The sequence below is a fragment of the Caulobacter sp. BP25 genome (assembly GCF_002737755.1).
Classification (GTDB): Bacteria; Pseudomonadota; Alphaproteobacteria; order Caulobacterales; family Caulobacteraceae; genus Caulobacter.
This window is the reverse complement of sequence record NZ_PEGH01000011.1, coordinates 84,678-107,964: the sequence shown is the minus strand read 5'-3', so window position 1 is coordinate 107,964 and position 23,287 is coordinate 84,678. Positions and strand designations below refer to the sequence as shown.

At 66.5% G+C, this 23,287-nt stretch carries 25 protein-coding genes; 14 read left to right on the top strand and 11 right to left on the bottom strand.

The window, feature by feature from the left end:
• Positions 1-5: 5 nt before the first annotated feature.
• From pseH to CSW59_RS08490, 3 genes are all read left to right on the top strand, one after another.
• Complete coding sequence (pseH, locus tag CSW59_RS08500) at positions 6-572, top strand: UDP-4-amino-4,6-dideoxy-N-acetyl-beta-L-altrosamine N-acetyltransferase (RefSeq protein WP_099443623.1); 567 nt, start codon at positions 6-8, stop codon at positions 570-572.
• 116 nt (positions 573-688) lie between these two features.
• Positions 689-1,558 carry a MoxR family ATPase gene (locus CSW59_RS08495; RefSeq protein ID WP_099443622.1) on the top strand — a complete coding sequence of 290 codons (870 nt, stop codon included), beginning with the start codon at positions 689-691 and terminating at the stop codon, positions 1,556-1,558.
• 103 nt (positions 1,559-1,661) lie between these two features.
• On the top strand, positions 1,662-2,465 hold the full coding sequence (locus CSW59_RS08490) for a hypothetical protein (protein WP_099443621.1): 804 nt from the start codon (positions 1,662-1,664) through the stop codon (positions 2,463-2,465).
• A 5-nt stretch (positions 2,466-2,470) separates the two neighbouring features.
• Here the strand turns inward: CSW59_RS08490 and CSW59_RS08485 are convergent, their stop codons facing one another.
• Together CSW59_RS08485 and CSW59_RS08480 are read right to left on the bottom strand one after the other, a co-directional pair.
• The gene (locus CSW59_RS08485; RefSeq protein WP_099443620.1) at positions 2,471-2,845 is read right to left on the bottom strand and encodes a hypothetical protein; all 375 of its coding nucleotides are present in this window, start codon (positions 2,843-2,845) and stop codon (positions 2,471-2,473) included.
• Between the two features lie 41 nt (positions 2,846-2,886).
• Positions 2,887-3,699 (bottom strand): universal stress protein, encoded by an 813-nt coding sequence (locus tag CSW59_RS08480; protein WP_099443619.1) that lies wholly within the window; start codon positions 3,697-3,699, stop codon positions 2,887-2,889.
• Between the two features lie 105 nt (positions 3,700-3,804).
• On the opposite strand from CSW59_RS08480, the gene CSW59_RS08475 reads away from it, so the two are divergent.
• Together CSW59_RS08475 and CSW59_RS08470 are read left to right on the top strand one after the other, a co-directional pair.
• The gene (locus tag CSW59_RS08475) at positions 3,805-4,449 is read left to right on the top strand and encodes a YfbR-like 5'-deoxynucleotidase (protein WP_099443677.1); all 645 of its coding nucleotides are present in this window, start codon (positions 3,805-3,807) and stop codon (positions 4,447-4,449) included.
• Positions 4,388-5,440, top strand: coding sequence for an NAD regulator (locus tag CSW59_RS08470; protein ID WP_099443618.1), 1,053 nt, complete (start codon positions 4,388-4,390; stop codon positions 5,438-5,440). Before CSW59_RS08475 ends, CSW59_RS08470 begins: the two co-directional genes overlap by 62 nt.
• On the opposite strand, the gene CSW59_RS08465 is transcribed toward CSW59_RS08470, so the two are convergent.
• From CSW59_RS08465 to CSW59_RS08455, 3 genes are all read right to left on the bottom strand, one after another.
• Positions 5,370-6,338, bottom strand: coding sequence for a sterol desaturase family protein (locus tag CSW59_RS08465; RefSeq protein ID WP_099443617.1), 969 nt, complete (start codon positions 6,336-6,338; stop codon positions 5,370-5,372). The genes CSW59_RS08470 and CSW59_RS08465 overlap by 71 nt on opposite strands.
• Positions 6,338-6,721, bottom strand: coding sequence for a hypothetical protein (locus tag CSW59_RS08460; RefSeq protein WP_099443616.1), 384 nt, complete (start codon positions 6,719-6,721; stop codon positions 6,338-6,340). Before CSW59_RS08460 ends, CSW59_RS08465 begins: the two co-directional genes overlap by 1 nt.
• Before the next feature lie 142 nt (positions 6,722-6,863).
• Positions 6,864-7,394 (bottom strand): porin family protein, encoded by a 531-nt coding sequence (locus CSW59_RS08455; protein WP_099443615.1) that lies wholly within the window; start codon positions 7,392-7,394, stop codon positions 6,864-6,866.
• A 237-nt stretch (positions 7,395-7,631) separates the two neighbouring features.
• Here CSW59_RS08455 and CSW59_RS08450 point away from each other — a divergent pair, with 237 nt between their 5' ends.
• The 6 genes from CSW59_RS08450 to recG all read left to right on the top strand — a co-directional run bounded on the left by CSW59_RS08450 (position 7,632) and on the right by recG (position 13,557).
• The gene (locus tag CSW59_RS08450) at positions 7,632-8,747 is read left to right on the top strand and encodes a beta-ketoacyl-ACP synthase III (RefSeq protein WP_099443676.1); all 1,116 of its coding nucleotides are present in this window, start codon (positions 7,632-7,634) and stop codon (positions 8,745-8,747) included.
• A 101-nt stretch (positions 8,748-8,848) separates the two neighbouring features.
• On the top strand, positions 8,849-9,634 hold the full coding sequence (gene tcyJ / locus CSW59_RS08445; protein ID WP_099443614.1) for a cystine ABC transporter substrate-binding protein: 786 nt from the start codon (positions 8,849-8,851) through the stop codon (positions 9,632-9,634).
• Between the two features lie 2 nt (positions 9,635-9,636).
• Positions 9,637-10,296, top strand: a complete 660-nt coding sequence (tcyL, locus tag CSW59_RS08440; RefSeq protein WP_099443613.1) for a cystine ABC transporter permease — start codon at positions 9,637-9,639, stop codon at positions 10,294-10,296.
• Positions 10,293-11,030 (top strand): amino acid ABC transporter ATP-binding protein, encoded by a 738-nt coding sequence (locus CSW59_RS08435; protein WP_099443612.1) that lies wholly within the window; start codon positions 10,293-10,295, stop codon positions 11,028-11,030. Before tcyL ends, CSW59_RS08435 begins: the two co-directional genes overlap by 4 nt.
• Positions 11,031-11,111: 81 nt before the next feature.
• Positions 11,112-11,414: a hypothetical protein gene (locus tag CSW59_RS08430; RefSeq protein WP_099443611.1), complete on the top strand. Its 303-nt coding sequence runs from the start codon at positions 11,112-11,114 to the stop codon at positions 11,412-11,414.
• 46 nt (positions 11,415-11,460) lie between these two features.
• Positions 11,461-13,557 carry an ATP-dependent DNA helicase RecG gene (gene recG / locus CSW59_RS08425; protein WP_099443610.1) on the top strand — a complete coding sequence of 699 codons (2,097 nt, stop codon included), beginning with the start codon at positions 11,461-11,463 and terminating at the stop codon, positions 13,555-13,557.
• Here the strand turns inward: recG and CSW59_RS08420 are convergent.
• Entirely contained in the window at positions 13,554-14,498 is a 945-nt protein-coding gene (locus CSW59_RS08420) for a DUF808 domain-containing protein (protein ID WP_099443609.1), read from the bottom strand. The two genes, recG and CSW59_RS08420, sit on opposite strands and share 4 nt — an antisense overlap.
• Before the next feature lie 109 nt (positions 14,499-14,607).
• Here CSW59_RS08420 and CSW59_RS08415 point away from each other — a divergent pair, with 109 nt between their 5' ends.
• On the top strand, positions 14,608-15,573 hold the full coding sequence (locus CSW59_RS08415) for a phosphotransferase family protein (RefSeq protein WP_369825754.1): 966 nt from the start codon (positions 14,608-14,610) through the stop codon (positions 15,571-15,573).
• The gene (locus CSW59_RS08410; protein WP_099443607.1) at positions 15,570-15,941 is read left to right on the top strand and encodes a DUF6285 domain-containing protein; all 372 of its coding nucleotides are present in this window, start codon (positions 15,570-15,572) and stop codon (positions 15,939-15,941) included. Before CSW59_RS08415 ends, CSW59_RS08410 begins: the two co-directional genes overlap by 4 nt.
• Here CSW59_RS08410 and CSW59_RS08405 read toward each other — a convergent pair.
• The 5 genes from CSW59_RS08405 to kdsA form a co-directional block, all read right to left on the bottom strand.
• The gene (locus CSW59_RS08405) at positions 15,905-17,053 is read right to left on the bottom strand and encodes a DUF3089 domain-containing protein (RefSeq protein WP_099443606.1); all 1,149 of its coding nucleotides are present in this window, start codon (positions 17,051-17,053) and stop codon (positions 15,905-15,907) included. The two genes, CSW59_RS08410 and CSW59_RS08405, sit on opposite strands and share 37 nt — an antisense overlap.
• 31 nt (positions 17,054-17,084) lie before the next feature.
• Positions 17,085-18,287 carry an acetyl-CoA acetyltransferase gene (locus CSW59_RS08400; RefSeq protein ID WP_099443605.1) on the bottom strand — a complete coding sequence of 401 codons (1,203 nt, stop codon included), beginning with the start codon at positions 18,285-18,287 and terminating at the stop codon, positions 17,085-17,087.
• An 11-nt stretch (positions 18,288-18,298) separates the two neighbouring features.
• Entirely contained in the window at positions 18,299-19,780 is a 1,482-nt protein-coding gene (locus tag CSW59_RS08395) for a hydroxymethylglutaryl-CoA synthase family protein (protein ID WP_099443604.1), read from the bottom strand.
• A 102-nt stretch (positions 19,781-19,882) separates the two neighbouring features.
• Positions 19,883-20,884 (bottom strand): ADP-glyceromanno-heptose 6-epimerase, encoded by a 1,002-nt coding sequence (gene rfaD, locus CSW59_RS08390; protein ID WP_099443603.1) that lies wholly within the window; start codon positions 20,882-20,884, stop codon positions 19,883-19,885.
• Between the two features lie 3 nt (positions 20,885-20,887).
• Complete coding sequence (gene kdsA / locus CSW59_RS08385) at positions 20,888-21,754, bottom strand: 3-deoxy-8-phosphooctulonate synthase (protein ID WP_099443602.1); 867 nt, start codon at positions 21,752-21,754, stop codon at positions 20,888-20,890.
• Between the two features lie 62 nt (positions 21,755-21,816).
• Here kdsA and CSW59_RS08380 point away from each other — a divergent pair, with 62 nt between their 5' ends.
• Positions 21,817-23,268, top strand: a complete 1,452-nt coding sequence (locus tag CSW59_RS08380) for a deoxyribodipyrimidine photo-lyase (protein ID WP_099443601.1) — start codon at positions 21,817-21,819, stop codon at positions 23,266-23,268.
• Positions 23,269-23,287 lie beyond the last annotated feature (19 nt).

Here is a 23,287-nt window from a genome sequence, read left to right as displayed (position 1 = left end):
CGTCAATGAGCGCGACCGTCCGGATGCGCGATGTCGCCGAGGAAGACCGGGAGCGCTTGCTGGCTTGGCGCAACAGCCCGGAGGTCGCGGCCTACATGTATTCCGATCATCCGATCGCTCGCGACGAACACGACCGATGGTTCGACGCGATCCCGACCCGACGCGATCGACGGTACTGGATCATCGAGGTCAATGACGAGCCTGTTGGTCTGGTCAATCTCGCGGACATCGACGAAACCCATCGTCGCTGCGCTTGGGCCTACTACCTGGCGAGCCCCAATGTCCGCGGATTGGGCGTCGGCTCCTATGTTGAATTCTGGGCGATCGAGTACGTCTTTCAGCGCCTGGGGCTGAACAAGCTCTGGTGCGAGGTCCTCCTATCGAACGAGGCGGTCTGGAAACTGCACGAGGCCTACGGATTCCAGAGGGAGGCTCTATTCCGCGACCATGTGATCAAGAACGGTCAGTCGGTGGACGTGGTCGGGCTTGGGCTACTCGCGCGGGACTGGCCAGCCAAGCGGGAAGCGATGACCGCCAGGCTGCGGGGCAAGGGCTACGAGATCCCGGCCTAAGCTCCATGGCGCCGTCAGCGCTTCCCCCCCTCTTGCCAAGCGCGCGGGCGCCGGTAGTTTGAACAGCTCGATTTGAACAACTGTTCGAACCGGAATCGTTTCCGGCGGAGATGGGCATGAGCCAGCGCTTTGAAGGCACTTCCGACTATGTGGCGACCGAAGACCTGAAGGTCGCGGTCAACGCTGCAGTCGCTCTTGAACGGCCGCTGCTGATCAAGGGCGAGCCCGGCACCGGCAAGACGGTGCTGGCCTACGAGGTCGCCAAGGCCATGGGGGCGCCGCTCATCACCTGGCACATCAAGTCCACGACCAAGGCCCAGCAAGGCCTCTACGAATACGACGCCGTCACCCGCCTGCGCGACAGCCAGCTGGGCGACGAGCGGGTCAAGGACGTCAAGAATTACATCAAGAAGGGCAAGCTCTGGGAGGCCTTCGAAAGCGAGGTCCGCCCCGTCCTGCTGATCGACGAGATCGACAAGGCCGATATCGAGTTCCCGAACGACCTCCTGCAGGAGCTCGATCGCAACGAGTTCTACGTCTACGAGACCAATGAGACGATCAAGGCCAAGGTCCGACCGATCATCATCATCACCTCGAACAACGAAAAAGAGCTACCAGACGCCTTCCTGCGTCGCTGCTTCTTCCACTACATCCGCTTCCCAGAGGAAGAGACGATGCAGGCCATCGTCGACGTCCACTTCCCGGGCATCAAGCAGAAGCTAGTCTCCGAGGCGCTGCGGATCTTCTACGACATGCGCAAGGTGCCGGGCCTGAAGAAAAAGCCCTCGACGTCGGAGCTGCTGGACTGGCTGAAGCTGCTGCTGGTCGAGGACATCGACGAGAAGGTCCTGCGCGAAAAGGATCCGACCAAGCTGATCCCGCCGCTGCACGGCGCTCTTTTGAAGAACGAGCAGGACGTGCACCTGTTCGAGCGCCTGGCTTTCCTCGCCCGTCGCGAGGGTTCGGGCGCGCGCCCGGGCCAGTAAACCCGTCGCCTGGGCCTAAATCGGCGTTACTCGGATTTCACTGGACGCGCGGCGGGCGGGCGACCACCTTCCGCGCAACGAGGGAAGCATCCCGGGGGTTCTTATGCGTCATTCGAAATGGCTTGCGGCCGCGCTGTTCATGGGCGTCGGCGCAACGGCCCTGTCGGCCTGCCATCGCACCGAGGAACCGCAGGAGCATCGCCTAGGCCACCGCGATCCGATGCACGTGATCGACCGCCTGGATTGCCCGGAAACGCAGGGCGCGCTGCGCCGCGTATCAGCGGCGGCGGACGGCCAATCCTGCGCCTATGAGTCTCCCACGGCCTCGGTGGACCTGCGTCTGGTGCGCTTGAACGGCGGCGACGCCGAAGCGGCGCTGTCGCCGATCGAGGCCGAGTTGAAGGGCGTCATGCCGCTCCCGCCCGCGCCCACGCCGCCGAAGGACGCCAAGAGTGACAAGAACCACGCCAGCATTCACCTGCCGGGCGTCTCGATCGACGCGCATGGCGACACCGCCGACATCCGGATCGGCCACCTGACCATCAACAGCGATGGCGGCGCGGCCGAGGTGAAGGTCAGTAAGAACGTCAGCGTGAAGAGCGATGGCGGCAAGAGCATCGTCAACATCACCGCCGACGAAGAGCATGGCGGAGGCGATGTCGCGATCCGAGCCACTGATAGCGGCGCGGAGGTTCGAGCCAAAAAGGGTGGCGACGACGTACGCTCCACCCTGATCCTGGCCAACGACAAGGCGCCCAAGGGCTTCCGCCTGGCCGGCTACGAGGCCCGGGGCCCCAAGGGCGGCCCGCTGGCCGTCGCCGTCGTTAAGGCCAAGACCCGCGACACCGACGACCATGACCTGTTCAAGGACATGAAGGCCCTGGTCCGCCACAACGTGGGCGGCTGACAACCTTACTGAACAGGGCTGACCTCCATAACCTTGTAGGTCAGCGGCCGGCCGTCCTCGTCGGTGACGGTGACATATTCGCCGAGCGCAAAGCGATGCTCGCCCAGGCGGTGCAGCGGCTCATCATCGGCGTCGTCGGTGTTGTCGTAATCGAAGAACCAGCGCGTCCCGCGACGGTTCAGGCGGCCGTCCACGGCGTCCTCGTCCGGCGCGAAGCGGCGCACGCTGCACTCGCCTTTCACCTTGGAATAGGCGCTCTCGTCGAGGTGACCGTCCTCGGTCAGTGGCGCGGTCAGGGCGTAGCCGCGATGGTCGTCGCCACCGGCGAACTCGGTGCCCGGATTGCGCGCGAGGCGTAGAACGATGCGCGAAAGAGACATGCGTTCGTCTCCCTTTCTTTGTCTTATGGTTGGGGCGAAGATCAGTGCGACAGAAACAGCGACGGACCGTCGCTGTTCAGCAGCGTCCGGGTCGTCCCGCCGAAGATGAACTCCTGCAGCCGTGGGTGACCAAAGGCGCCGGCCACCAGCAAGCTCGCGCCGACGTCTCGCGCGGCGTTGAGAAGCAGCGCGCCGGCGTCACCGGAACCGTCCAGAACCCTGGCCGTCGCCTGGACGCCCCGAGCCGCCAGGAAGGCGATCAGGCGCTCCAGCTCGAAAGCGCGCGACGAGGCCGACGGCGCGCCGACGACCACGACCGACGAGGCCTTTTGCAGCAAGGGCAAGGACGTCCGCAGGGCGCGACTGGCTTCCTTGCCGCCGTCCCAGGCGACCATGGCCAGGCCATCGACCTTGAAGCCCTGACGAGCCACCAGCGTCGGCCGCTGCTCATCGGCGACCAGCTGCTGGAACGCCTCGGCCAGCGGACCGCGACCACGGGCGGCGGCGTCGTCGAAGACGATGACGTCCGAGAGACGCCCCTCCATGGCCAGTCCGGCCCAGACAGGGGATTCCAGGCTGACCACGCGCGTGTGGGGATAGGCGACGTCGGCGGCGACCTTCGTGCAGGCCTTAGCGCCTTCCTGGGCCGCCTCTTTCAGGCTCTCCAGCGCCGTGACCTGCACGCCCCCCATGAAGCCCTCGCCCATCCAGGGCATGAGGTCGGCCATATCGGCCGGCGCATGTATGCAAGCCAGTTCGGCCTGAAAAGCGGCGGCCAGCTTGGCGGCCGATTGCACGACGCCTTGGTCGTGCGGAGTTCCCGCGAGGGGAACCATTATTCTCGCCCAGCTCATGATCGAACTCCCTTTAGGGGTATTTCCACAGATGACGGCGACCAACACATTGATCTTTCTCAACCGATGGGTCAGTCAACCACCTTCACCGTAAGGAACGATCTCGTGGCCAAAGGGCTGCATAACGGCAAACAGCCCCGCGCATGGCAGCGGATGCTGTCGGGACGACGGCTCGACCTACTCGATCCGTCGCCGATGGACATCGAGATCGAGGATATCGCCCATGGCCTGGCCCGCGTCGCGCGCTGGAACGGCCAGACGATCGGCGAGCACGGTTTCTCGGTCGCCCAGCACAGCCTCGTGGTCGAGGAGATCGCCGCGCATATCAAGCCAGGCCTTGAACCCCGCTGGCGGCTGGCCGCCCTGCTGCACGACGCCTCCGAATATGTGATCGGCGACATGATCAGCCCTTTCAAGGCGGCGCTGGGCGTCAGCTACAAGGATTTCGAGGCCAGGCTGGAGGACGCGATCCACATCCGCTTCGGCCTGCCCGTGAAGACCCCCGCCCCGATCAAGAAGCTGATCAAGCAGGCCGACCGCGCCTGCGCCTTTTTCGAAGCCACCCAGTTGGCGGGGTTCAATCAAGAAGAGTCGCTGGCGATCTTCGGCGCCCCGCCGGTTGGCTACGACCTACGGATCACGCCGCTACCGCCCTTCGAGGCCCAAGCGCGCTACGTCCAGCGCTTCCATGTTCTATCGCGCGCGGCGGGCTACGAGTCCGCGCCCGGGGAGGCGTTCGAAACCGAATGAGCGCCGCCCCATGAGCATCTCGGTCGTCATCGGTCTCTCGGCGGTGGTCGTCGCGATCCGCGACGGGGAAGCCGTCGTCCTGACCGTGCGGCCCCACGACGCCGTCACAGACGTCCCCTCTCCGCTTTCAGGCCTACCTTTCGGCCCGTTCGATCCCGAGGCGCATCGCACCTTCGAGCTGGGCCTGCGCGCCTTCGTGACGGCTCAGACGCGGTTCCAACTTGGCTATGTCGAGCAGCTCTACACCTTCGGCGACAAGGGCCGCGACGCCCCGCGCGCCGAGGTCGGGGCTGGCGCGGCGCGCGTGGTCTCGGTCGGCTATCTGGGCCTGACGCCTAAGGCGGTCGACACCGACGCCCCAGACACCGCCTGGGCGCCCTGGAGCCGTTTCTTCCCCTGGGAAGACTGGCGCGCCGGCCGCCCTGGCCTTCTGGACGAGGCCATCGCTCCGGCCCTGCGCCGCTGGGCCGGCGACGACACGGGCAAATGGTCACGCGCCCGCCTGGCCTTCGCCCTCGACGGCGCGCCCTGGAACGAAGAACGCGTGCTGGAGCGCTACGAGCTGCTCTACGAGGCGGGCCTCGCGCCGGAGGCCGCTCGCGACCGCGCCCGCGCCGACGGCCAGGACCCGGCCGAGCCCGAAGCCCTGTCGGCGGCGCTGGGTGAGCCGATGATCTCCGACCACCGGCGAATTCTGGCGACGGGACTCTCGCGCCTGCGCGGCAAGATCAAGTACCGCCCCGTCGTCTTCGAACTGACGCCGGAGGAGTTCACGCTCTCGACGCTCCAGCGCACCGTCGAGGCGATCGCCGGCGTGCCACTGCACAAGCAGAACTTCCGCCGCGTGGTCGAGCGCGAGGAATTGGTCGAGGGCCTGGGACGCCTCGACGCCGAGACCGGCGGCCGTCCCGCCGAGCTGTTCAGGTTCCGGCGTGAGATGCTGGCGACCCGCCAGGCAACGGGGCTTTCGCTGCCGCTGCTGCGCGACTAGCCGCCGCCTCCCGCGCCCGCCACTTGGCCTTGAGCATCTGCGAGGTGTCGCGTGAGCCGTCCGGGCTCCAGCCGGGCGGGCCGAACACGTAGCCGATGACCTCGCGCGGCGACTTGGCGGCGGCAACGTCTCGGCCGATCCCGGCCCACTCGTGGAAGACATTGTGCAGCAGGTTGAAGTTGCCGAGGTTCTTGACCGTGCCATAGCGGCAGGGCTCTTCGTCGGTCTCCGGGATGAAGGTGCCGAACAGCCGGTCCCAGATGATCAGGATGCCCGCGTAGTTGGCGTCTAGGTAGCGGGCGTTGCGAGCGTGGTGCACGCGGTGGTGCGAGGGCGTGTTGAACACCGCCTCGAACCAGGCCGGCATGCGTTTGATCGCTTCGGTATGAATCCAGAACTGGTAGACGAGGCTGACGCCCTTCTGGATCGCCACCATGGCTGGTGGGAAGCCGATGAACGACAGCGGCAGCCATAAGAGCCAGGTCCCCGCCACGCCGCCGGTCCAGGTCTGCCGCAGCGCGGTTGAGAGATTGTAGTGGGTCGAGGTGTGGTGGTTGACGTGGCTGGCCCACCAGAACCGACGCTCGTGGGCAATGCGGTGGAACCAGTAGTAGGTCAGGTCCTCCAGCAGGAAGAGCGCGACCCAGGCCCAGACCGCGGTCATTGGGATCGTGAAGATCCGATGGTTCCAGACCCAGACCGTGGCGGCGAAGACCACGCCGCCGAGTAGGATTCCGGCCACGGTGCTGCCCAGCCCCATGGTCAGGGACATAGCCGTGTCGCGGGTCTCGTAGTTGGCCTTGGCCTTGCCAAAGCGCCCCAGCAGGATCTCAAGAACGATCGCCAGCACGAAGAACGGGATCGCCAGCTGAACGGGATCAAACGGCGCGGTCAGCATCAGACGAGCTCCTTGGGCGGCCAGACATCGTCGGCGACGGCGAAGACGGGGCGGCCATCGCCCAGCCGAATGGAAATGCGTCCCCTGCGGGGCTGAAGACCCGAGACCTCACTCCAAGCCGCCTCGCGCGCGACATAGCTGTCACCGCGTCGCCAGATCACCAGGGCCTGGTTCTTCGCGCGCGCGATCAGGCCCACGCCATCGGCAGCGATCCAGACGGCGCTGGGCGTATGGTCGGGGAACTCCACGGCCAGGAGATCGCGAGCCGCCTGCGCGTCCAGCGGCGGCGTGGGTCGCGCGACGCCCAGCCAGGCCGCGAACGCCACCAGCAAGGCGACGGCCACGACCGAGCCACCCAGCTGAATCAACAGCGCCTTGTCCAAGACCGACGCGCCTCCCCTTATCTTATTGTTGTTCAGATTGGAGGGTGCGAACGGCCAGCGTCAAGCGCCAGGTTCAACGCTCCAAAACGAAAACGGCGCGCCCAAAGGACGCGCCGTTCTCCAAGGATCGTGCGATCAGCGCTTAGAAGTGGCGGACGTAACCGACCGACACCGTGTTCGAGCTGAGGTCGCTCTTGGTGTATTCGGACTTGGTCCAGTCGGCGCGAATGCCGTTCTTGCCGTCGAACTTGTACTCGGCGCCAACGCCGTAGTTCCAGCTTTCACGGCTGCCGTCGAAATCTGTCGCCGCTGGGTTCTTGGTGTCGAACTTCGTCGTGCCGTAACCGACGCGGGCCAGAAGGTCGAGATTAGGGGTCACGGGCAGATAGCCGACCGCGTAGGCGGCGGCCTGATGCTGCATCTTTACCTTAGCCGCGCCCGGCGCGTAGGTGGTGTCGCCGTCGACGCCGCCGGCCAGCTCACCCTCGACGCCGAAATTAGGCGTAAACTTGGCGCCCACGCGCCCTTGAATAGCGCCGGTATCGGCGCCCTTGGTCCGAGTTTGGCCGTAGTTGATAGAGCCATAAACCTCGGTCGAAGTCTGAGCTTGAACGAACATAGGGGCCGCAAGAACCGAACCAGCGACCAGGGTGGCGGCGATGAGAGTCTTCATTTTTGTACTCCTATTCTACGCGTAGTCTTTGCTCCCTCAGCCGGCCTAGGGCTAAGCGGACAACGCGGCGGCCATGCGGCGGTTCACGGTCGCGTTTGGGGCCATTGCGTGGCCAAGCGCAAAAGGCGCTGGATGACGAGGCCGTCATCCATGCTATCTACGGTTCAAACAAACGTCAGAACGCGGGCCCGCCCTTATGCCAGGATGAGGTCCGCGCGCATCATCGGGACCGCCGTCTTGCCGCAAGCCGTCATCGCCGCCACGGGGCTGTTCACCCCGCCCCACAGCATCTCCAACACTGAGCTGGTCGAAGCCTTCAACACCTATGTCGAGCGCTTCAACGCCACCAACGCGCTGGCCATAGCGGTCGGCGAGGTCGCCGCCCTCGCCCCGTCCTCGCCCGAGTTCATCGAGAAGGCCTCGGGCATCAAGTCGCGCTTCGTGATGGACAAGGCCGGGATCGTCGATCCCGAGATCATGCGCCCGATCCTCCCCGAGCGACCGAACGAGGAACTCTCGATCCTGGCCGAGATGGCCGTCGAGGCCGCCAAGGAGGCGATCGAGCGCTGGGGCAAGCCCGTCTCTGAGATCGGCGCGGTGATCTGCGCCGCCTCGAATATGCAGCGCCCCTACCCGGCCATGGCCATCGAGATCCAGCAGGCGCTTGGCATCGAGGGCTTCGCGTTCGACATGAACGTCGCCTGCTCGTCGGCCACCTTCGGCATCAAGACCGCCGCCGATTTCGTCACGACCGGCAGCGCCAAGGCGGTGCTGATGGTCAATCCCGAGATCTGCTCGGGTCACCTGAACTTCAAGGATCGCGACAGCCACTTCATCTTCGGCGACGTGGCGACCGCCGTGATCATCGAGGACGCCGACCAGGCCAAGGACGGCTGGGAGATACTGGGCTCTCGCCTGAAGACCCAGTTCTCGAACAACATCCGCAACAACTTCGGCTTCCTGAACCGCGCCGCGCCCGAAGGGATCGACGCCAAGGACAAGTTGTTCGTCCAGGAGGGCCGCAAGGTGTTTCGCGAGGTGGTGCCGATGGTCAGCGAGATGATCGTCGAACACGCCCAGGACCTGGGCCTTGATCCGTCGACGCTGAAGCGCCTGTGGCTGCACCAGGCCAACATCAACATGAACGAGATGATCGGCCGCAAGGTGCTGGGCCGTGACCCGGCGCCGGGCGAGAACGTCATCATCCTGGACGAATACGCCAACACCAGCTCGGCCGGCTCGATCATCGCCTTCCATACGGCCAATGACGACTTCCAGCCGGGCGAGACGGGCCTGATCTGCAGCTTCGGCGCGGGCTACTCGGCCGGCACGGTGTTCGTGCGTAAGCGCTAGCCGTTTGAGCGCTCGCGATGTCGCGGCGTGGGTTCGGACTGGCGAACAGCGCGCGCCTGTATAGAACTGCGCGAGAGTTGTTCCGCCCAAGGGTCCGTTCGATGCGATTCCCCTCCCGCCGCGCCGTCGTTTCCGGCCTCGGCCTCGCCCTTTTGGCCGCCTGCGCCAAAAAGCCGGACAGCGGCGCCAGCGGTTGGGAGCGCATCAAGGCCTCAGGAACCCTGCGCATCGGCCTGGAAGGCACCTACCCGCCGTTCAACTTCCAGGGCGCCGACGGTCAGCTGACCGGCTTCGAGGTCGACTTCGCCAAGGCGCTGGCCGCGCAACTGGGCCTGAAGCCGGACTTCCGCCCCGCCCCCTTCGCGGGCCTGCTGGGGGCGCTGGAGTCCGGCCGTGTCGACGTGGTGATCAACCAGATCACCATCACCCCGGACCGCAAGGCCAAGTACGACTTCTCCGAACCCTATACGATCTCGGGCATCCAGATCATCACGCTGAAGGCCAAGCCCGGTCCCAGCACCCCTGACGAGTTGGCCGGTAAGAAGGTCGGCGTGGGTCTCGGCACCAACTACGAGCAGTGGCTACGCGCCAACGTGCCAACGGCCGACGTGCGCACCTATGACGATGATCCCACCAAGTACCAGGACCTGAAGGCCGGCCGCATCGACGCGGTGCTGAACGATCGCCTGGTCGCCGCCGACTTCGTCAAGACATCGCCCGAATTCGTCGCCTCCGGTCCGCCTTTCGCCGCTCAGGGCGCGGGCGTGGCCATGAAGAAGGACGCGGCGCTGAAGGTCATCATCGACCAGGCGATCAACGCCCTGCGCGCCAGCGGCAAGCTCTCGGCCGTGTCGCAGCAGTGGTTCGGCATGGACGTCACCCAGTAGGCATGGACACCGGCCTTGATCTTCTGCGCCAGTCCGCGCCGCTGCTTCTGAAGGGCGCCGGCTACACAGTTCTGCTGAGCGTGATCGGCATGGGCGTGGGCGTCGTACTGGGCTTTGGCCTGGCGCTGATGCGGCTGTCGCGGACGCCGCTGCTGCGCTGGCCCGCCGGTGTCTATGTCTCGGCGTTCCGGGGCACGCCGCTCCTGGTGCAGCTATTTCTGATCTACTATGGCCTGCCGCAGTTCGGGATCGAGATGCCCGCCCTGGTGGCCGCCGGCATCGGCTTCTCGCTCAATGTAGCCGCCTACGCCTGCGAGATCCTTCGCAGCGCGATCGCGGCCGTCGACAAGGGCCAGTGGGAAGCCGCAACGGTCCTGGGCATGAGCCGGAGCCAGGCGCTGCGGCGCGTGATCCTGCCGCAGGCCGCCCGCACCGCCGTCGCGCCGCTGTCGAACAGCTTTATCAGCCTGGTCAAGGACACCTCGCTGGCCGCCACCATCCAGGTGCCGGAGCTGTTCCGCCAGACCCAGCTGATCACCGCGCGCACCTACGAGATCTTCACGATGTACCTGGCCGCGGCCGCCATCTACTGGGTCGTCTCGACCGTGCTTGCGGCGGGTCAGAACCGCCTGGAGCGCCGCGCCTCGGAGGGGCGTCGATGAGCGCCATCGACGCCAAGGGCCTGAAAAAGAACTTCGGCGACACGCCCGTGCTGGCCGGCGTAGACCTGACCGTCTCCCCAGGCGAGGTGGTGGCGATCATCGGTCCCAGCGGCTCGGGCAAGAGCACCCTGCTGCGCTGCCTGGCGGGCCTGGAGCCCCTGAACGGCGGCGACCTGACGATCGCGGGCGTTACGGCCGGCGGTAAGGCGTCGCTGGCCAAGACCCTGAACGGCCGGGTCGGCTTCGTCTTCCAGGGCTTCAACCTGTTCCCGCACCGCACCGCGCTGGAAAACGTCATCGAGGGCCCTATCGTCGTCCGCAAGACACCCGCCGCCGAAGCGCGCGCTAAGGGCCTGGCGCTGCTGGAGAAGGTCGGACTTGGCGATCGCACGGACGCCTATCCAGCAGCCCTCTCCGGGGGCCAGCAACAGCGCTGCGCCATCGCCCGGGCGCTCGCCATGGACCCAGAAGTCATCCTGTTCGACGAGCCGACCTCGGCCCTCGACCCCGAACTGGTCGGCGAAGTGCTGGCGGTAATCCGCGACTTGGCGGTCGAGCGCCGGACGATGGTTATCGTCACCCACCAGATGGATTTCGCGCGCGATGTCGCAGACCGTACGATTTTCATGGACGGCGGCGTCATCGTAGAGCAAGGACCTTCCCGCCAGCTCCTCGCCTCGCCGCGCGAGGAGCGGACTCGGCGCTTTCTGGCCAGATCGGGCGTGTTGCAGTAGTTCTTTGGTAGCCATAATTTGGCCCACGGGACGCTTCACGACGTTTGCGTCTACGCCGAGTGTTTCCATGGCGAGGACAGCGTGAAGCCTTACATCGAACTCAAGGGCGCCTCGGGCGCCGTCTACCGTTACAAGCTCGCCGACAACGGCGAACCGGCGACCACGATCGCCGGCAACTACGTCTATCTGGACTCCAAGGGGACCGTGGTCTTCGCGGGCGAGGCCAACAACCTCGTCGACGCCAAGAATCGCTGGTCGGAGGCCTATGCCCGTCACGGCGCGACCTGGCTCTACACCCGCCTGAACGTCTCGGGCGCCTCGCGCGCGGACGAATATTCCGACATCGTGATCGCCCTGCAGCCGGTGATGAACAAGGCCGACTGAGGCCGGTAGCTGCGGACGGGCGCAGACGCGGCTAAGGTCGCGAAAGATGCGCCCGGAGATTCTCTTCCCCCTGTTCACCTCGGTGTCCACGCTCAAGGGCGTGGGCCCGCGCGTCGCGCCGCTGGTCGAGAAGCTGGCGGGGCCGATCGTGCGCGACGTGCTGTTCACCGCCCCAACCGGCCTGATCCGGCGAAGCGTCACGATGGTGGACCAGGCGGTAGAGGGACAGGTCCAGACCTTCATCGTCACGATCGACGCCCACCAGCCGCCGAGCCGCCTGGGGCACCCGTGGAAAATCCGCGCCTGGGACGGGACGGGCTTCCTGACATTGGTCTGGTTCAAGGGCCACGGCCCGCATCTGGAGCGACAGCATCCCAAGGGCGCGCGACGGGCGGTCAGCGGCAAGGTCGAGCGCCCTGAGGTTTTCGCCTCCGAACTGCAGATCGCCCATCCCGACTACATCGTCGCCGAGGAGCGCGCTGGCGATATCCCTGAGGTCGAGACGGTCTATCCGGCCACAGCCGGCCTGCCCTCGCGCACCTTCCGCAAGTTCGCCCTAGAGGCGCTGGGGCGCGCGCCGGAGCTTCCAGAATGGCAAGACGCCGCCTGGCGCGAGCGTGAGCGCCTGCCGGCGTGGCGCGAGGCCTTGGCGGCCCTTCACGCGCCCGCCGGCGAAGCGGACCTGTCGCCCCTCGCCCGGCCCCGCCGCCGCTTGGCCTATGACGAGCTTTTGGCCCACCAACTCGCGCTGGCCCAGCGCAATGCCGCACGCCGCTCGCATCCCGGTCCGCCGATACCCTCAGGACCGCTGTCGGAAGTCGCCGAAAAGGCCCTGCCCTTCAAGCTGACCGGCGCCCAAATCCGATCGCTGTCGGAGATTCGTGGCGACCTCGTCTCCGGCGAGCGAATGAGCCGTCTGCTGCAAGGCGATGTTGGCTCGGGCAAGACGGTGGTCGCCATGCTGGCCATGGCCGACGCCGCCAGCGCCGGCCTGCAATCAGCCCTGATGGCTCCAACCGAGATCCTGGCGCGCCAGCACTTCGAGACCATCGCTGCGCCGCTGGAGGCCCTGGGTCTGTCGGTGGTCCTGCTGACCGGCCGCGACAAGGGCGCGGGCCGCGCGACCAAGCTGGCCGGCCTGGCCGATGGAACGCACCACATCGCGGTCGGCACCCACGCGCTCTTCCAGGACGACGTCGCCTTCAAAGCCCTGGCCCTGACCATCATCGACGAGCAGCACCGCTTTGGCGTCAACGAGCGCCGTCGGCTGCAGGACAAGGGCCCGCCCGACGTCGACTGGGGCGTCCACCTGCTGGCGATGTCGGCCACGCCGATCCCCCGCACCCTGGAGCTGACTGTGTTCGGGGACCTCGACGTCTCGCGGATCGACGAGAAGCCGCCGGGGCGCACGCCGGTCGCCACCCGCGCCGCGCCGACCCCGCGCGTGCCCGAAATCATCGAACGCCTGCGCGCGGCGATCGCCGGCGGCGCCCAGGCCTTCTGGATCTGCCCGCTGGTCTCGGAGTCCGACAAGGTCGATCTGCGCGCGGCCGAGGACCGCGCCGCCGACCTGGCCCGCCAACTGCCCGGCGTTGGCCTGGTCCACGGCCAGATGCCGCCGGCCGAGAAGGACGCCGTCATGCAGCGCTTCGTCGATGGCGAAGTCAGCGTGCTGGTCGCCACCACCGTGGTCGAGGTCGGCGTCAACGTCCCCAACGCCAGCATCATGGTCATCGAGCACGCCGACCGCTTTGGCCTGGCGCAGTTGCACCAGCTGCGCGGCCGCGTCGGCCGGGGCACGCGTGAGAGCTCGTGCGTGCTGCTTTACGATCCGCCGCTGTCGGAGGTGGCCCAGAAGCGCCTCGACATCCTGCGCCGCAGCGACGACGGCTTCGAGATCGCCGAGAAGGATCTGGAGCTGCGCGGTGGCGGCGACCCGCTAGGCCTGAAGCAGAGCGGTTTCCCCGCCTATCGCCTGGCCGATCCGGTGGCGCACCGCGACCTGATCGCCGTGGCCGCCGACGACGCCCGCCTGATCCTGGCGCGCGATCCCGAGCTCATCTCCCCGCGCGGCCAGGCGCTACGGATGCTGCAGGAACTGTTCGACTGGAAGCCGGCCTCGTCGCTGAACGAAGCGGGCTAGTGGGCCGCCGCGCTCTTGCGGTGATGCCAAAGGTGCATCACGCCCGCCAGGGCGCCGCCGATCACGAGACCGACCACAGCCGAGCCTAGCGCGAAGGCCAGCCAGCCCGTCAGCGCCCCAACGCCCGGCGCCTGCCCCGCCCAGTGCGAGAAGCCTTCGACCCAATGGGGCACGGGCGTCAGATGGAACTTCTCCAGACCATGGACGATGATGCCGCCGCCGACCCAAAGCATGGCGGCCGTGCCGATCACGGTCAGGGCCTCCATCGTCCAGGGCATGGCCTTGACCAGGCCACGGCCGAGTCCTCTCAAACCGCGCGACTGTCCACGCGACAGGTGCAGGCCGATGTCGTCCATCTTCACGATCAGCGCCACGACGCCATAGACGCCGATGGTCAGCAGCACCCCGACCAGAGCCAAGGCGGCCGCCTGCGTCGCCAGCGGCAGGTCGGAAACGTCGGCCAGGGCGATCGCCATGATCTCGGCCGACAGGATAAAGTCGGTGCGGATCGCGCCTGCGACCTTCTGCTTCTCCAGTTCGGGCCCGCTGAGCGCCAGTTCCTCGATCGCCTCGCCCTCATGCTGAGGGGTGAAGGCCTCCAGGATCTTCTCTGTCGCCTCGAAGGCCAGATAGGCGCCGCCGCACATCAGGATCGGCGTCACCGCCCAGGGCGCGAAGGCCGACAACAGCATGGCGCCAGGCAGCAGGAACAGGAGCTTGTTGCGTAGCGAGCCCAGCGCGATTTTCCAGACGATCGGCAGCTCGCGGTCGGGCGTGAAGCCCATGGCGTAGCCCGGCGTCACGGCCGTGTCGTCGACCACGACGCCCACGGCCTTGGAGCCCGCCTTGCCGGCGGCGCCAGTCACATCGTCCAGCGAGGCGGCGGCAAGCTTGGTGATGCCGGCGACGTCATCGAGCAGCGCGGCGAGACCGGAGGGCATGGAAAATCCTGGAAAGGCGAACGTTGCCCCGTGCCTAAGGCGCGCCGGGCTCGCCGTAAAGATGAGGACCTCTTGCGTGACGCCGGGTCAAGGCGGGAACCTTACCGCCATGGATGTCGCCGCCGCCCTGGACCGCCTCGCTCCTCGCCTGTCGCCGACGGCGACCGTGGCCCGTAACGCCCGCCGTCTGTCGGGCGGCGCCAGCCTGGAAACCTGGGCCTTTGACCTGGACGACGGATCGCCGTTGATCCTGCGTCGCCGGCCCGACGGCGCCTTGCCGCGCGACACCGCCTTGCCGCTCAGCAGCGAAGCGGCCCTGATCCGCGCCGCTGACACGGCCGGCGCGCCCGCACCCAGCGTCGTCCACGTCTGTGAGCCAGGCGATGACCTTGGCGAGGCCTATGTCATGCACCGCTTGGAGGGCGAGACGCTCGGCCGTCGGATCGTCCGCGATGAAGCCTTCGCACGCGTCCGGCCGGGTCTCGCCCGCCGCTGCGGCGAGGTGCTGGCGCGAATCCACGCCGTTCCGATCGACGATTTGCCGCCGCTGGCGACCTCCGACGCAAAGGGCGAACTGGCGCGTTACGAGCGGCTCTATCGGCAGATGGACGCGCAAAGGCCGATCCTGGAAGCCGCCTTTCGCTGGCTGGGGAGCATCGCGCCGCCGGCGCCCCAACGCCCCGTCCTGGTCCACGGCGACTTTCGCAATGGCAACCTGATGATCCATCCGGGCCACGGCCTGGTTGGCGTGCTGGATTGGGAGTTGGCCCACCTGGGCGACCCCGCCGAGGATCTTGGCTGGATGTGCGTCAATTCCTGGCGCTTCGGCGAGTGGCGCAGACCCGTTGGCGGGTTCGGGGACTATGCCGACCTGCTGGCCGGCCACGGGGGCGACATCACCCTGGAGCGGGTGAAGTTCTGGCAGGCCCTGGGCTCGCTGAAATGGGGTGTTATGTGCCTGATGATGTACCAGAGCTTCGCCGCCGGCGCGGATCGCTCGATCGAGCGCGCCATGATCGGTCGGCGGACCAGCGAGACCGAGATCGACCTCGTCGCCCTGATGGAGGCCGCATGATCAGCCATCCGACCCTAACCGAGCTTTCCGAGGCGATCGCGGCCTTCGACGCGGAAGCCCCCGCCCCAGGCGACGCCCGCCATGCCTTCCTGGCCCGCGTCGCCGACAACGCCCGCGCCACAGTGGCGCGCGAGGCCGAGCAAGGCGCACAACTGGAGACTGAGGCTATCGAGCGCCTCAAGGCGTTGCTCGGATGCGAGGGCGATTTCACCAAGCTGAATGCGGACCTGTGCGAGGCGCTGCGCAGCGGCGGCATGTCCACGCGCGATCCGGCGCTGCTCGCCCATCTGCGGGCGACCGCGATCGGTCAAATCCGCATCGACCAACCGAGCTATGGCGGGCTGGAGGCGCTATTGGCCTCCGACTGAGCCTTCGTGGCGGCCGGCCTGCTGCGCTCCAGCGCATCGGCCTCCAAATCGGCGTAAAACAGATTGAAGGCGTCGACCTTGCGGCGGTCGGCCCAAGAACCGCTGTCGCGCAGCGAACTCGACTTCGGCTTGCTGGTGCGCAGGATCCCGTTCTCGCAGCGCGCCGACACCTGGCGCTGCAAGAACGGCGGCCGAGCGCCCCAGTCGAGCCCCGTGGCGTTGGCCGCGCCCAAGTTCAGCTTCGCCGGCGCGCGCTCCAGCGAGGTTCCGCCGAACAGAGGGTTGAAGCACAGCGGCGTGCGCCCCTCCAGGTTCACCAGCTGATCCGACGGGTCCCAGATTAGCGAGCGGCCGATCAGCTCCTGGACACGCTGGAAATCGCCTTCTGGCGCGGAAATCCAGGCGGCGACGCAGCCAGTCTGCCCCTTACGCTCGCAGGCCGCCAACGGCGCGTTCTGGCCGTATTCGTCGGCGGGAACCGGAGTCTCGATCAGATAGGCCCCAACCAGGCGGCGCTTGAGCTCTGGCTTGGCGGCGATCTCTTCGCTCAGCAGGCGCGCGGCGAGAGAGCCACCCTGCTCCACCCCGACGACGATGAACGGCCGGTCCTGGCCGTAGCGGACCCGATAGGCGCGGAAGGCCTGCAGCACGTCGCCGTAGGCGAAGCGCCGCGCCTCGCGGGCATCGTCGCGCAGGGTCAGGTAGGTATAGAGGCTGGCCTGGCGATAGCGCGGCGCGAAGAGGCGGCCAACCCGGTCGAAGGGGCCCGCATAGTTGGGCAGCACCACCCGAGACAGGAACCGCATCGCCTTGGGCTGGTCGATGCCGCCATTCCAGTCGCGCCCGCCGTCGAAGGTGGTCGGATGTACGAAAAAGATATCCACCGGCTGGTCGACGGGAGGAACGCTATCGGGATTGCGCGGCAGCAACGCCCACGACGCCCGCTTGCCGTAGTCCGGCGCGGGCGGCGGATGATAGGTCAGGAACGGAACCTTGGGATCCAAGGCGTTGCTGAGGATGTCATAGCGCCAAAAGAAAGCCGCCGACAGTATCAGCGCCAAGACCAGGACGACGCCCGCGAAAATCCAGCGCTTGAAGCCTTTGAGAGCCATGACCTCTCGGTACAGCAAGCGTCGGAAGGATTTAAGCCCCCTCTTGGCCGATGATCGCAACCGAGCAGACATTGCTCGCCGGCGCGCCGCCCAGGTTGTGGGTCATGCCGAAGACGGGATTGGACAACTGCCGCTCGCCCGCGCGTCCCTGCAGCTGCAGGTACATCTCATAGAGCATGCGCAGGCCCGAGGCGCCGATCGGGTGACCGAAACACTTCAGGCCGCCGTCGATCTGGCACGGCACGCCGCCGTCGGCATCGTAGAAGCCGTCCAGCACATCGCGCCATCCCTGGCCTTCCGGCGAGATGAAGAGGTCCTCCATCGTCACCAGTTCGGTGATCGAGAAGCAGTCGTGCACCTCCATCATCGAGATCTGCTCGCGAGGCCGCTCGATGCCGGCCTCCTTGTAGGCCTTGCCGGCGGCGATGCGGGCGGTGTGGAAGTGGCTGCCGTCCCAGCCGTTGTACTGGCTCTCGTAGCCGTTCGAGACCGATAGTTGGATGGCCTTGACCATGGTCAGGTTCTTCTTGCCCAGCGCCTTGGCGATCTCGGGCGTCGTGACAATGGCCGCCGCCGCGCCATCCGAGACGCCGCAGCAGTCGAATAGGCCCAGCGGCTCAGCGATCATCGGCGCGTTCAGAACCTGGTCGACCGTGATCGCCTTGCGCAGGTGGGCCTTGGCGTTCTTGGCTCCGTTGGCGTGGCTCTTGACCGAGACATGGGCGATGGCCCGCTTGAGGTCGTCCTTCGAGACCCCATGCTTGGCCCGGTAGGCGCTGGCCAGTTGGGCGAAGTTGCCCGGAGCAGAGCCATTGGGCATGACCTGGGGCGTCAGAGTGCCAGGATTGGCGACCGGCAGACCGCCATAGCCTGTGTCCTTCAGCTTCTCGACGCCCAGGGCGATGGCGATGTCGGCCGCGCCCGAAGCGACGGCGTAGACCGCGCCCCGGAAGGCCTCTGAGCCCGAGGCGCAGAAGTTCTCGACACGGGTGACCGCGATATTGGGCAGGCGCAAGGCGATCGACATGGGCGTGCCGCCCTTGCCTGTGCCCATCTCGTCGACATGGGTCGAGAACCAGGCCGCGTCCAGCTGACTAGGCTCGATGCCGGCGTCGGCCATGGCCTCGATATAGGCCTCGACCATCAGGTCGTCGGGCCCGCAGTCCCAGCGCTCGCCGAACTTGCTACAGCCCATCCCGAGGATGGCGACCTTGTCGCGGATACCCTGTGGCATGTGCGGTCTCCCTATTCGGCGGCTTGAGCGGAGTGTGCGGCGACGGCGGCGCGGTCGGGCGTCGCCTTCCAGAAATAGCGGACGAAGCCGCGCTTCTCGTCGACCTCCTTGATGCGGAAAACCATCCGCACCGGCAGACCGGTCTCGACATCGCCCGGCGCGACATCGGTGATGTCCATCATGATCCGCCCGCCGCCTTCGAAGACGACCATGCCGTAGTGGTTCGGCGGCGCCATGGAAAAGGTCAGATAATCAGCCGAGTAGCTGAGAATGCTCGCGCGCCTTTCGGCGAACCTGTACGGCTCCTGGGTGTCGACGGCGGGATTGTTCGGCGCGACGGAAATGCGTGTGCGCGGGAACTGAACGACGCCGGTCTCGCGGCAGCGGCCGCCGACCAAACCCAGGATCATGTCCTCGTTACGGTAGAGGGTCGTCAGCGCCGTCTTGTTGTCCTTCTCGGCCCGCATCCCCTTGTCCCATTCGACGAGGCCATTGAAGGTTAGGAATTTCAGATAGTTGGTTTCTTCTTTTCGGTCGGCGAGCGAACCCGTAACACCGCGCTGGGGGCGTTGCCCCTGACCCGTGACGCGGAACACAAGGGCCTCAGCGCCCTGCCCGAACTGGGCCACGAGGATCACCTCGTTTTCACGAGCATTTTCAAGCGCGTGCGCCAACATGATCGGACCATGCGCACAGCCCGCCTCGCCCATGACAGCGGCGAGATTGTCTCGGACGGCCTCCGGCTTGATCCCTACGGCCTTGGCTACGCTCGCGGCCATACCCGAGAAGGTCGATGGAAAGCAAAAATGATCTACTTTAGAAGCACTTAAACCAGCAACCTCAAGCGCCCTCTTGATCGCTGGCGGGACCAGCTTGACGATGCCCTCGTCGCGGATCCAGCGCTCTTCCCAGTAGTAATCGAAGCCGCCATCGTCGCCGCGGAAGTGGTCGACGAAGTCGTCCGTGACGCTGCCGCGCCCCAGCAACTCCGCCGCGCCCGGATTTTCAGTGATCACGAAGGCTGCCGCGCCATCGCCGAAGTCCAGCTCCTGGGCCGAGGCCGCGCGGGCCTTGCGATGCTCTCCGGTGGCGACCAGCGCAGTCTTTGCCCCGCCGCCGGCAACCGCAGAAAGGGCCTGGGCCAAGGCCGTCAGGCCGCAGCGCTGCGAGCCGGTGACGTCGCTGGCCGCGATCGTCTTCTCCAGCGTCAGCGCCGCAGAGACGACTCCCGCGTTCAGCCGGTCGGCAAACGGCGCCGTGGTCGAGGCGAAGTAGAGGGCGTCGATCTGGGAGCGGTTATCGTCGGGGCCCAGCGCGTCGCGCGCCGCCTCGACCGCCATGGTCAGAGCGTCCTCGTCCCAATTGGCCATGGACCGTTCGCCCTTGCCCTTGGCCTTGAGGTTCGGCGCGACCCAGGCGTTAGCCTCGGTCACGGCCTTGCGGCTCAGACGAAGACGCGGCGCATAGGCGCCCCAGGCGGCGATGCCGACCATGCTTTGCTCCCTGCCATCGAGTTCACTCTCGACTTATCGGCGTTCAGCTTACGCCCGCGTCAGGCAAGGACAAGTGTTCCCCGGGGTCACCGGGGACACGTCTCAGCGATAGGGGTCGTCGGTGTTCAGATAGCCCGCCACATAGTCGGCGACGCCGTCCTCCAGCGAGGTCATCGGCGCATTGTACCCGGCAGCCCGCAGGCGGCTCATGTCGGCCTGGGTGTAGTACTGGTACTTGCCGCGCAGCACTTCGGGCATGTCGATATAGGTGATGTCCGGCTGGCGGCTGACCGCCTCGAACGTCGCCACGGCCAGATCGCGGAATGAGCGCGCCTGGCCTGAGCCCAGGTTAAAGACGCCGTTTACGGCTGGGCTCTTGGCCAGCCAGCCGACCACGTCGACCACGTCGCGGACATAGACGAAGTCGCGCAGTTGCCCGCCATCCTCGTAGTCCGGATTGTGAGACTTGAAGAGCTTCACCCCCTCGCCCGCGGCGATGCGCGGCCAGATCTGGGCCACCACCGACTTCATGCCGCCCTTGTGGTCCTCGTTGGGGCCATAGACGTTGAAGAACTTAAGGCCGACCCACTGGGTCGGCGCACGACCACGAGCCGCCTCGCGAGCCGCGTGGATGTCGAACAGGGCCTTGGACCAGCCGTAGGCGTTCAGCGGGCGCAGGGCCTTCAGCGAGGCCAGGTCGTCCTTGCCGTCGAAACCCAGCACACCATCGCCGTAGGTCGCCGCCGACGAGGCGTAGATCAGGCGCTTGCCGTGCTCCACGCACCAGTCCCACAGGTCGCGCGACAGCACGAAGTTGGACTGCACGATCTTGTCGGCGTCTGTCTCGGTGGTCGAAGAGACCGCGCCCATGTGGACGATCAGTTCGACTTCGGACCCGCGCCGGGCCAGCCAGTCGAACAGCTGCTCGGGCGCGACGAAGTCGGCGATCGGGTGCTTGGCGATGTTGCGCCACTTGCCGCTGGCCGCATCTCGCAGGCGATCGCAGACCACGACGTCCAGCGCCGGATCCTCGCAAAGGCGCGCGACGATGTTGGAGCCGATGAAGCCGGCCCCGCCGGTGACGAGAACGATACGCCGGCTCATGGCTTAGGCCGCGCGCTTGGTCAGGGAGTCGTATTCCAGCAGGTTGGCGATCAGCGCCTCGAACTGGCTCATCGGCACCATGTTCGGACCGTCCGACGGCGCCTTGTCAGGATCGGGGTGGGTTTCCATGAAGACGCAGGCCACGCCCACGGCCACGGCCGCGCGGGCCAGCACCGGCACGAACTCGCGCTGGCCGCCTGACGAGGTTCCCTGCCCGCCCGGCTGCTGGACGCTATGGGTGGCGTCGAACACCACCGGACAGCCGATCTCCTTCATGATCGGCAGCGAGCGCATGTCGCTGACGAGGGTGTTGTAGCCGAACGAGACGCCGCGCTCGCAGGCCATGACGTTGGGATTGCCCGCGCCCGTTACCTTGGCGATGACGTTCTTCATGTCCCAGGGCGCCAGGAACTGACCCTTCTTGATGTTGATCGCCCGACCGGTCGCGGCGGCGGCCAACAGAAGGTCCGTCTGGCGGCACAAGAACGCCGGGATTTGGATCACGTCGACGGCCTGGGCCACGATCTCGCAATGGCTGGTCTCATGCACGTCGGTCAGGGTCGGCAGGCCGGTGGCCTCGCGGATTTCCTGGAAGATCGGCAGGCTGTCCCTCAGGCCGATGCCGCGCTGGGCGTTGGCCGAGGTGCGGTTGGCCTTGTCATACGAGGTCTTGTAGATCATCCCCACGCCAAGACGTTGCGCCATCTCCTTGAGCGCATGGGCGGTTTCCAGGGCGTGCTGACGGCTCTCGATCTGGCACGGCCCGGCGATGATCGACAGCCGCTCGCGATTGCCGATACGAACGGGCGCGCCGGTCGGAGTCTTGATCTCGACGACGGCGTTGGGGGCGACGGCTTGCGGCTGATCCAAGGCGAGACTTCCAGCGTATTAGAGGCTTTGGGCGCCCAAGAGGTGACCCTTCGGGCGGGACGGTGCAAGTGCGGAAAGACTCTGGCGACAGCGAGGCGAGCCCCGGCGCCGTCATCGTTTGGTTCCGCAAGGACCTGCGCATAGCCGACAATCCCGCGCTGCGCCATGCCGCCGACAGCGGCCGGCCGGTGGTCTGCCTTTACATCCTCGACGAGACGCCGGGCGTCCGTCCCATGGGCGCGGCCTCGCTCTGGTGGCTGGACAAGTCGCTAAAGAGCCTCGCGCAAGACCTTGAAAAGCTTGGCAATCGACTGGTGTTCCGCCGAGACGTCGCCGCCGAGGCGCTCGCCGCTCTGATCGAGGAGACCGGCGCGACCAGCGTGGTCTGGAACCGCCTATACGACAAGGCCAGCGTCGATCGCGACAAAGACATCAAAGCGCGCCTGAAGGACGCCGGTGTCGATGGCCAGAGCTTCAACGCCGGCCTGCTGAATGAACCCTGGACGGTCCAGAACGGCTCCGGGCAGCCCTACAAGGTGTTCACGCCCTATTGGCGCGCGGCCCGGACCCATCTGGACAACGTGACGGTGGCCCGTACGCCCAATAGCCTAAGAGCGCTCGATAAGAGCGTTCGCAGCGACGGCCTCGCCGCTTGGGGGCTACATCCAACCCAGCCGGACTGGTCAAAGGGCTTCGACATCTGGACCCCGGGCGAAGCCAGCGCGAACAAGCGGCTGCAAGCCTTCCTGGCCGGACCAGTCGCAAGCTACGGCGAAAACCGCGACATCCCATCCAAGCCCGCGACGTCGGCTCTATCGCCCCACCTGCACTTTGGCGAGATCGGCCCGCGGCAGGTCTGGCTAGCCGCGCGCGGCGCCGCCGACGCTGGGGACATCCCCATGGCCCAGGCCGACAAGTTCTTGTCGGAGCTTGGCTGGCGCGAGTTCAACCACTCGATCCTCTTCCACTGGCCAACGCTGCCAGATTGCAACTTCAAGCCCGAGTTCGACAGCTTCCCCTGGACCAAGGATCAGCCGGCCTTCGAAGCCTGGACCCGAGGCGAGACCGGCTATCCGATCGTCGACGCCGGTATGCGCGAGCTTTGGGCCACCGGCTTTATGCATAATCGCGTGCGGATGATCGTCGCCTCGTTCCTGATCAAGCACCTGATGATCGACTGGCGAGAAGGCGAGGCATGGTTCTGGGACACCCTGGTCGACGCCGATCTGGCCAACAATGTCGGCAATTGGCAGTGGACCGCAGGCAGCGGGGCAGACGCCGCGCCGTACTTCCGGATCTTCAATCCGATCAGCCAGGGCGAGAAGTTTGATCCGCGCGGCGACTATGTTAGGCGCTGGGTTCCGGAACTAAAAGCTGTTCCAGACGATGTTATCCACAAGCCATGGGAGCGCCCGCTCCATCTGTCTCCGGCGGCGCGGCGTATCTACGCTAAACCGATCGTTGACCACGCTAAGGCGCGCGAGCGCGCCCTTGAGGCCTACCACAGCCTCTAGATGAGCGAGGGCTTTACGA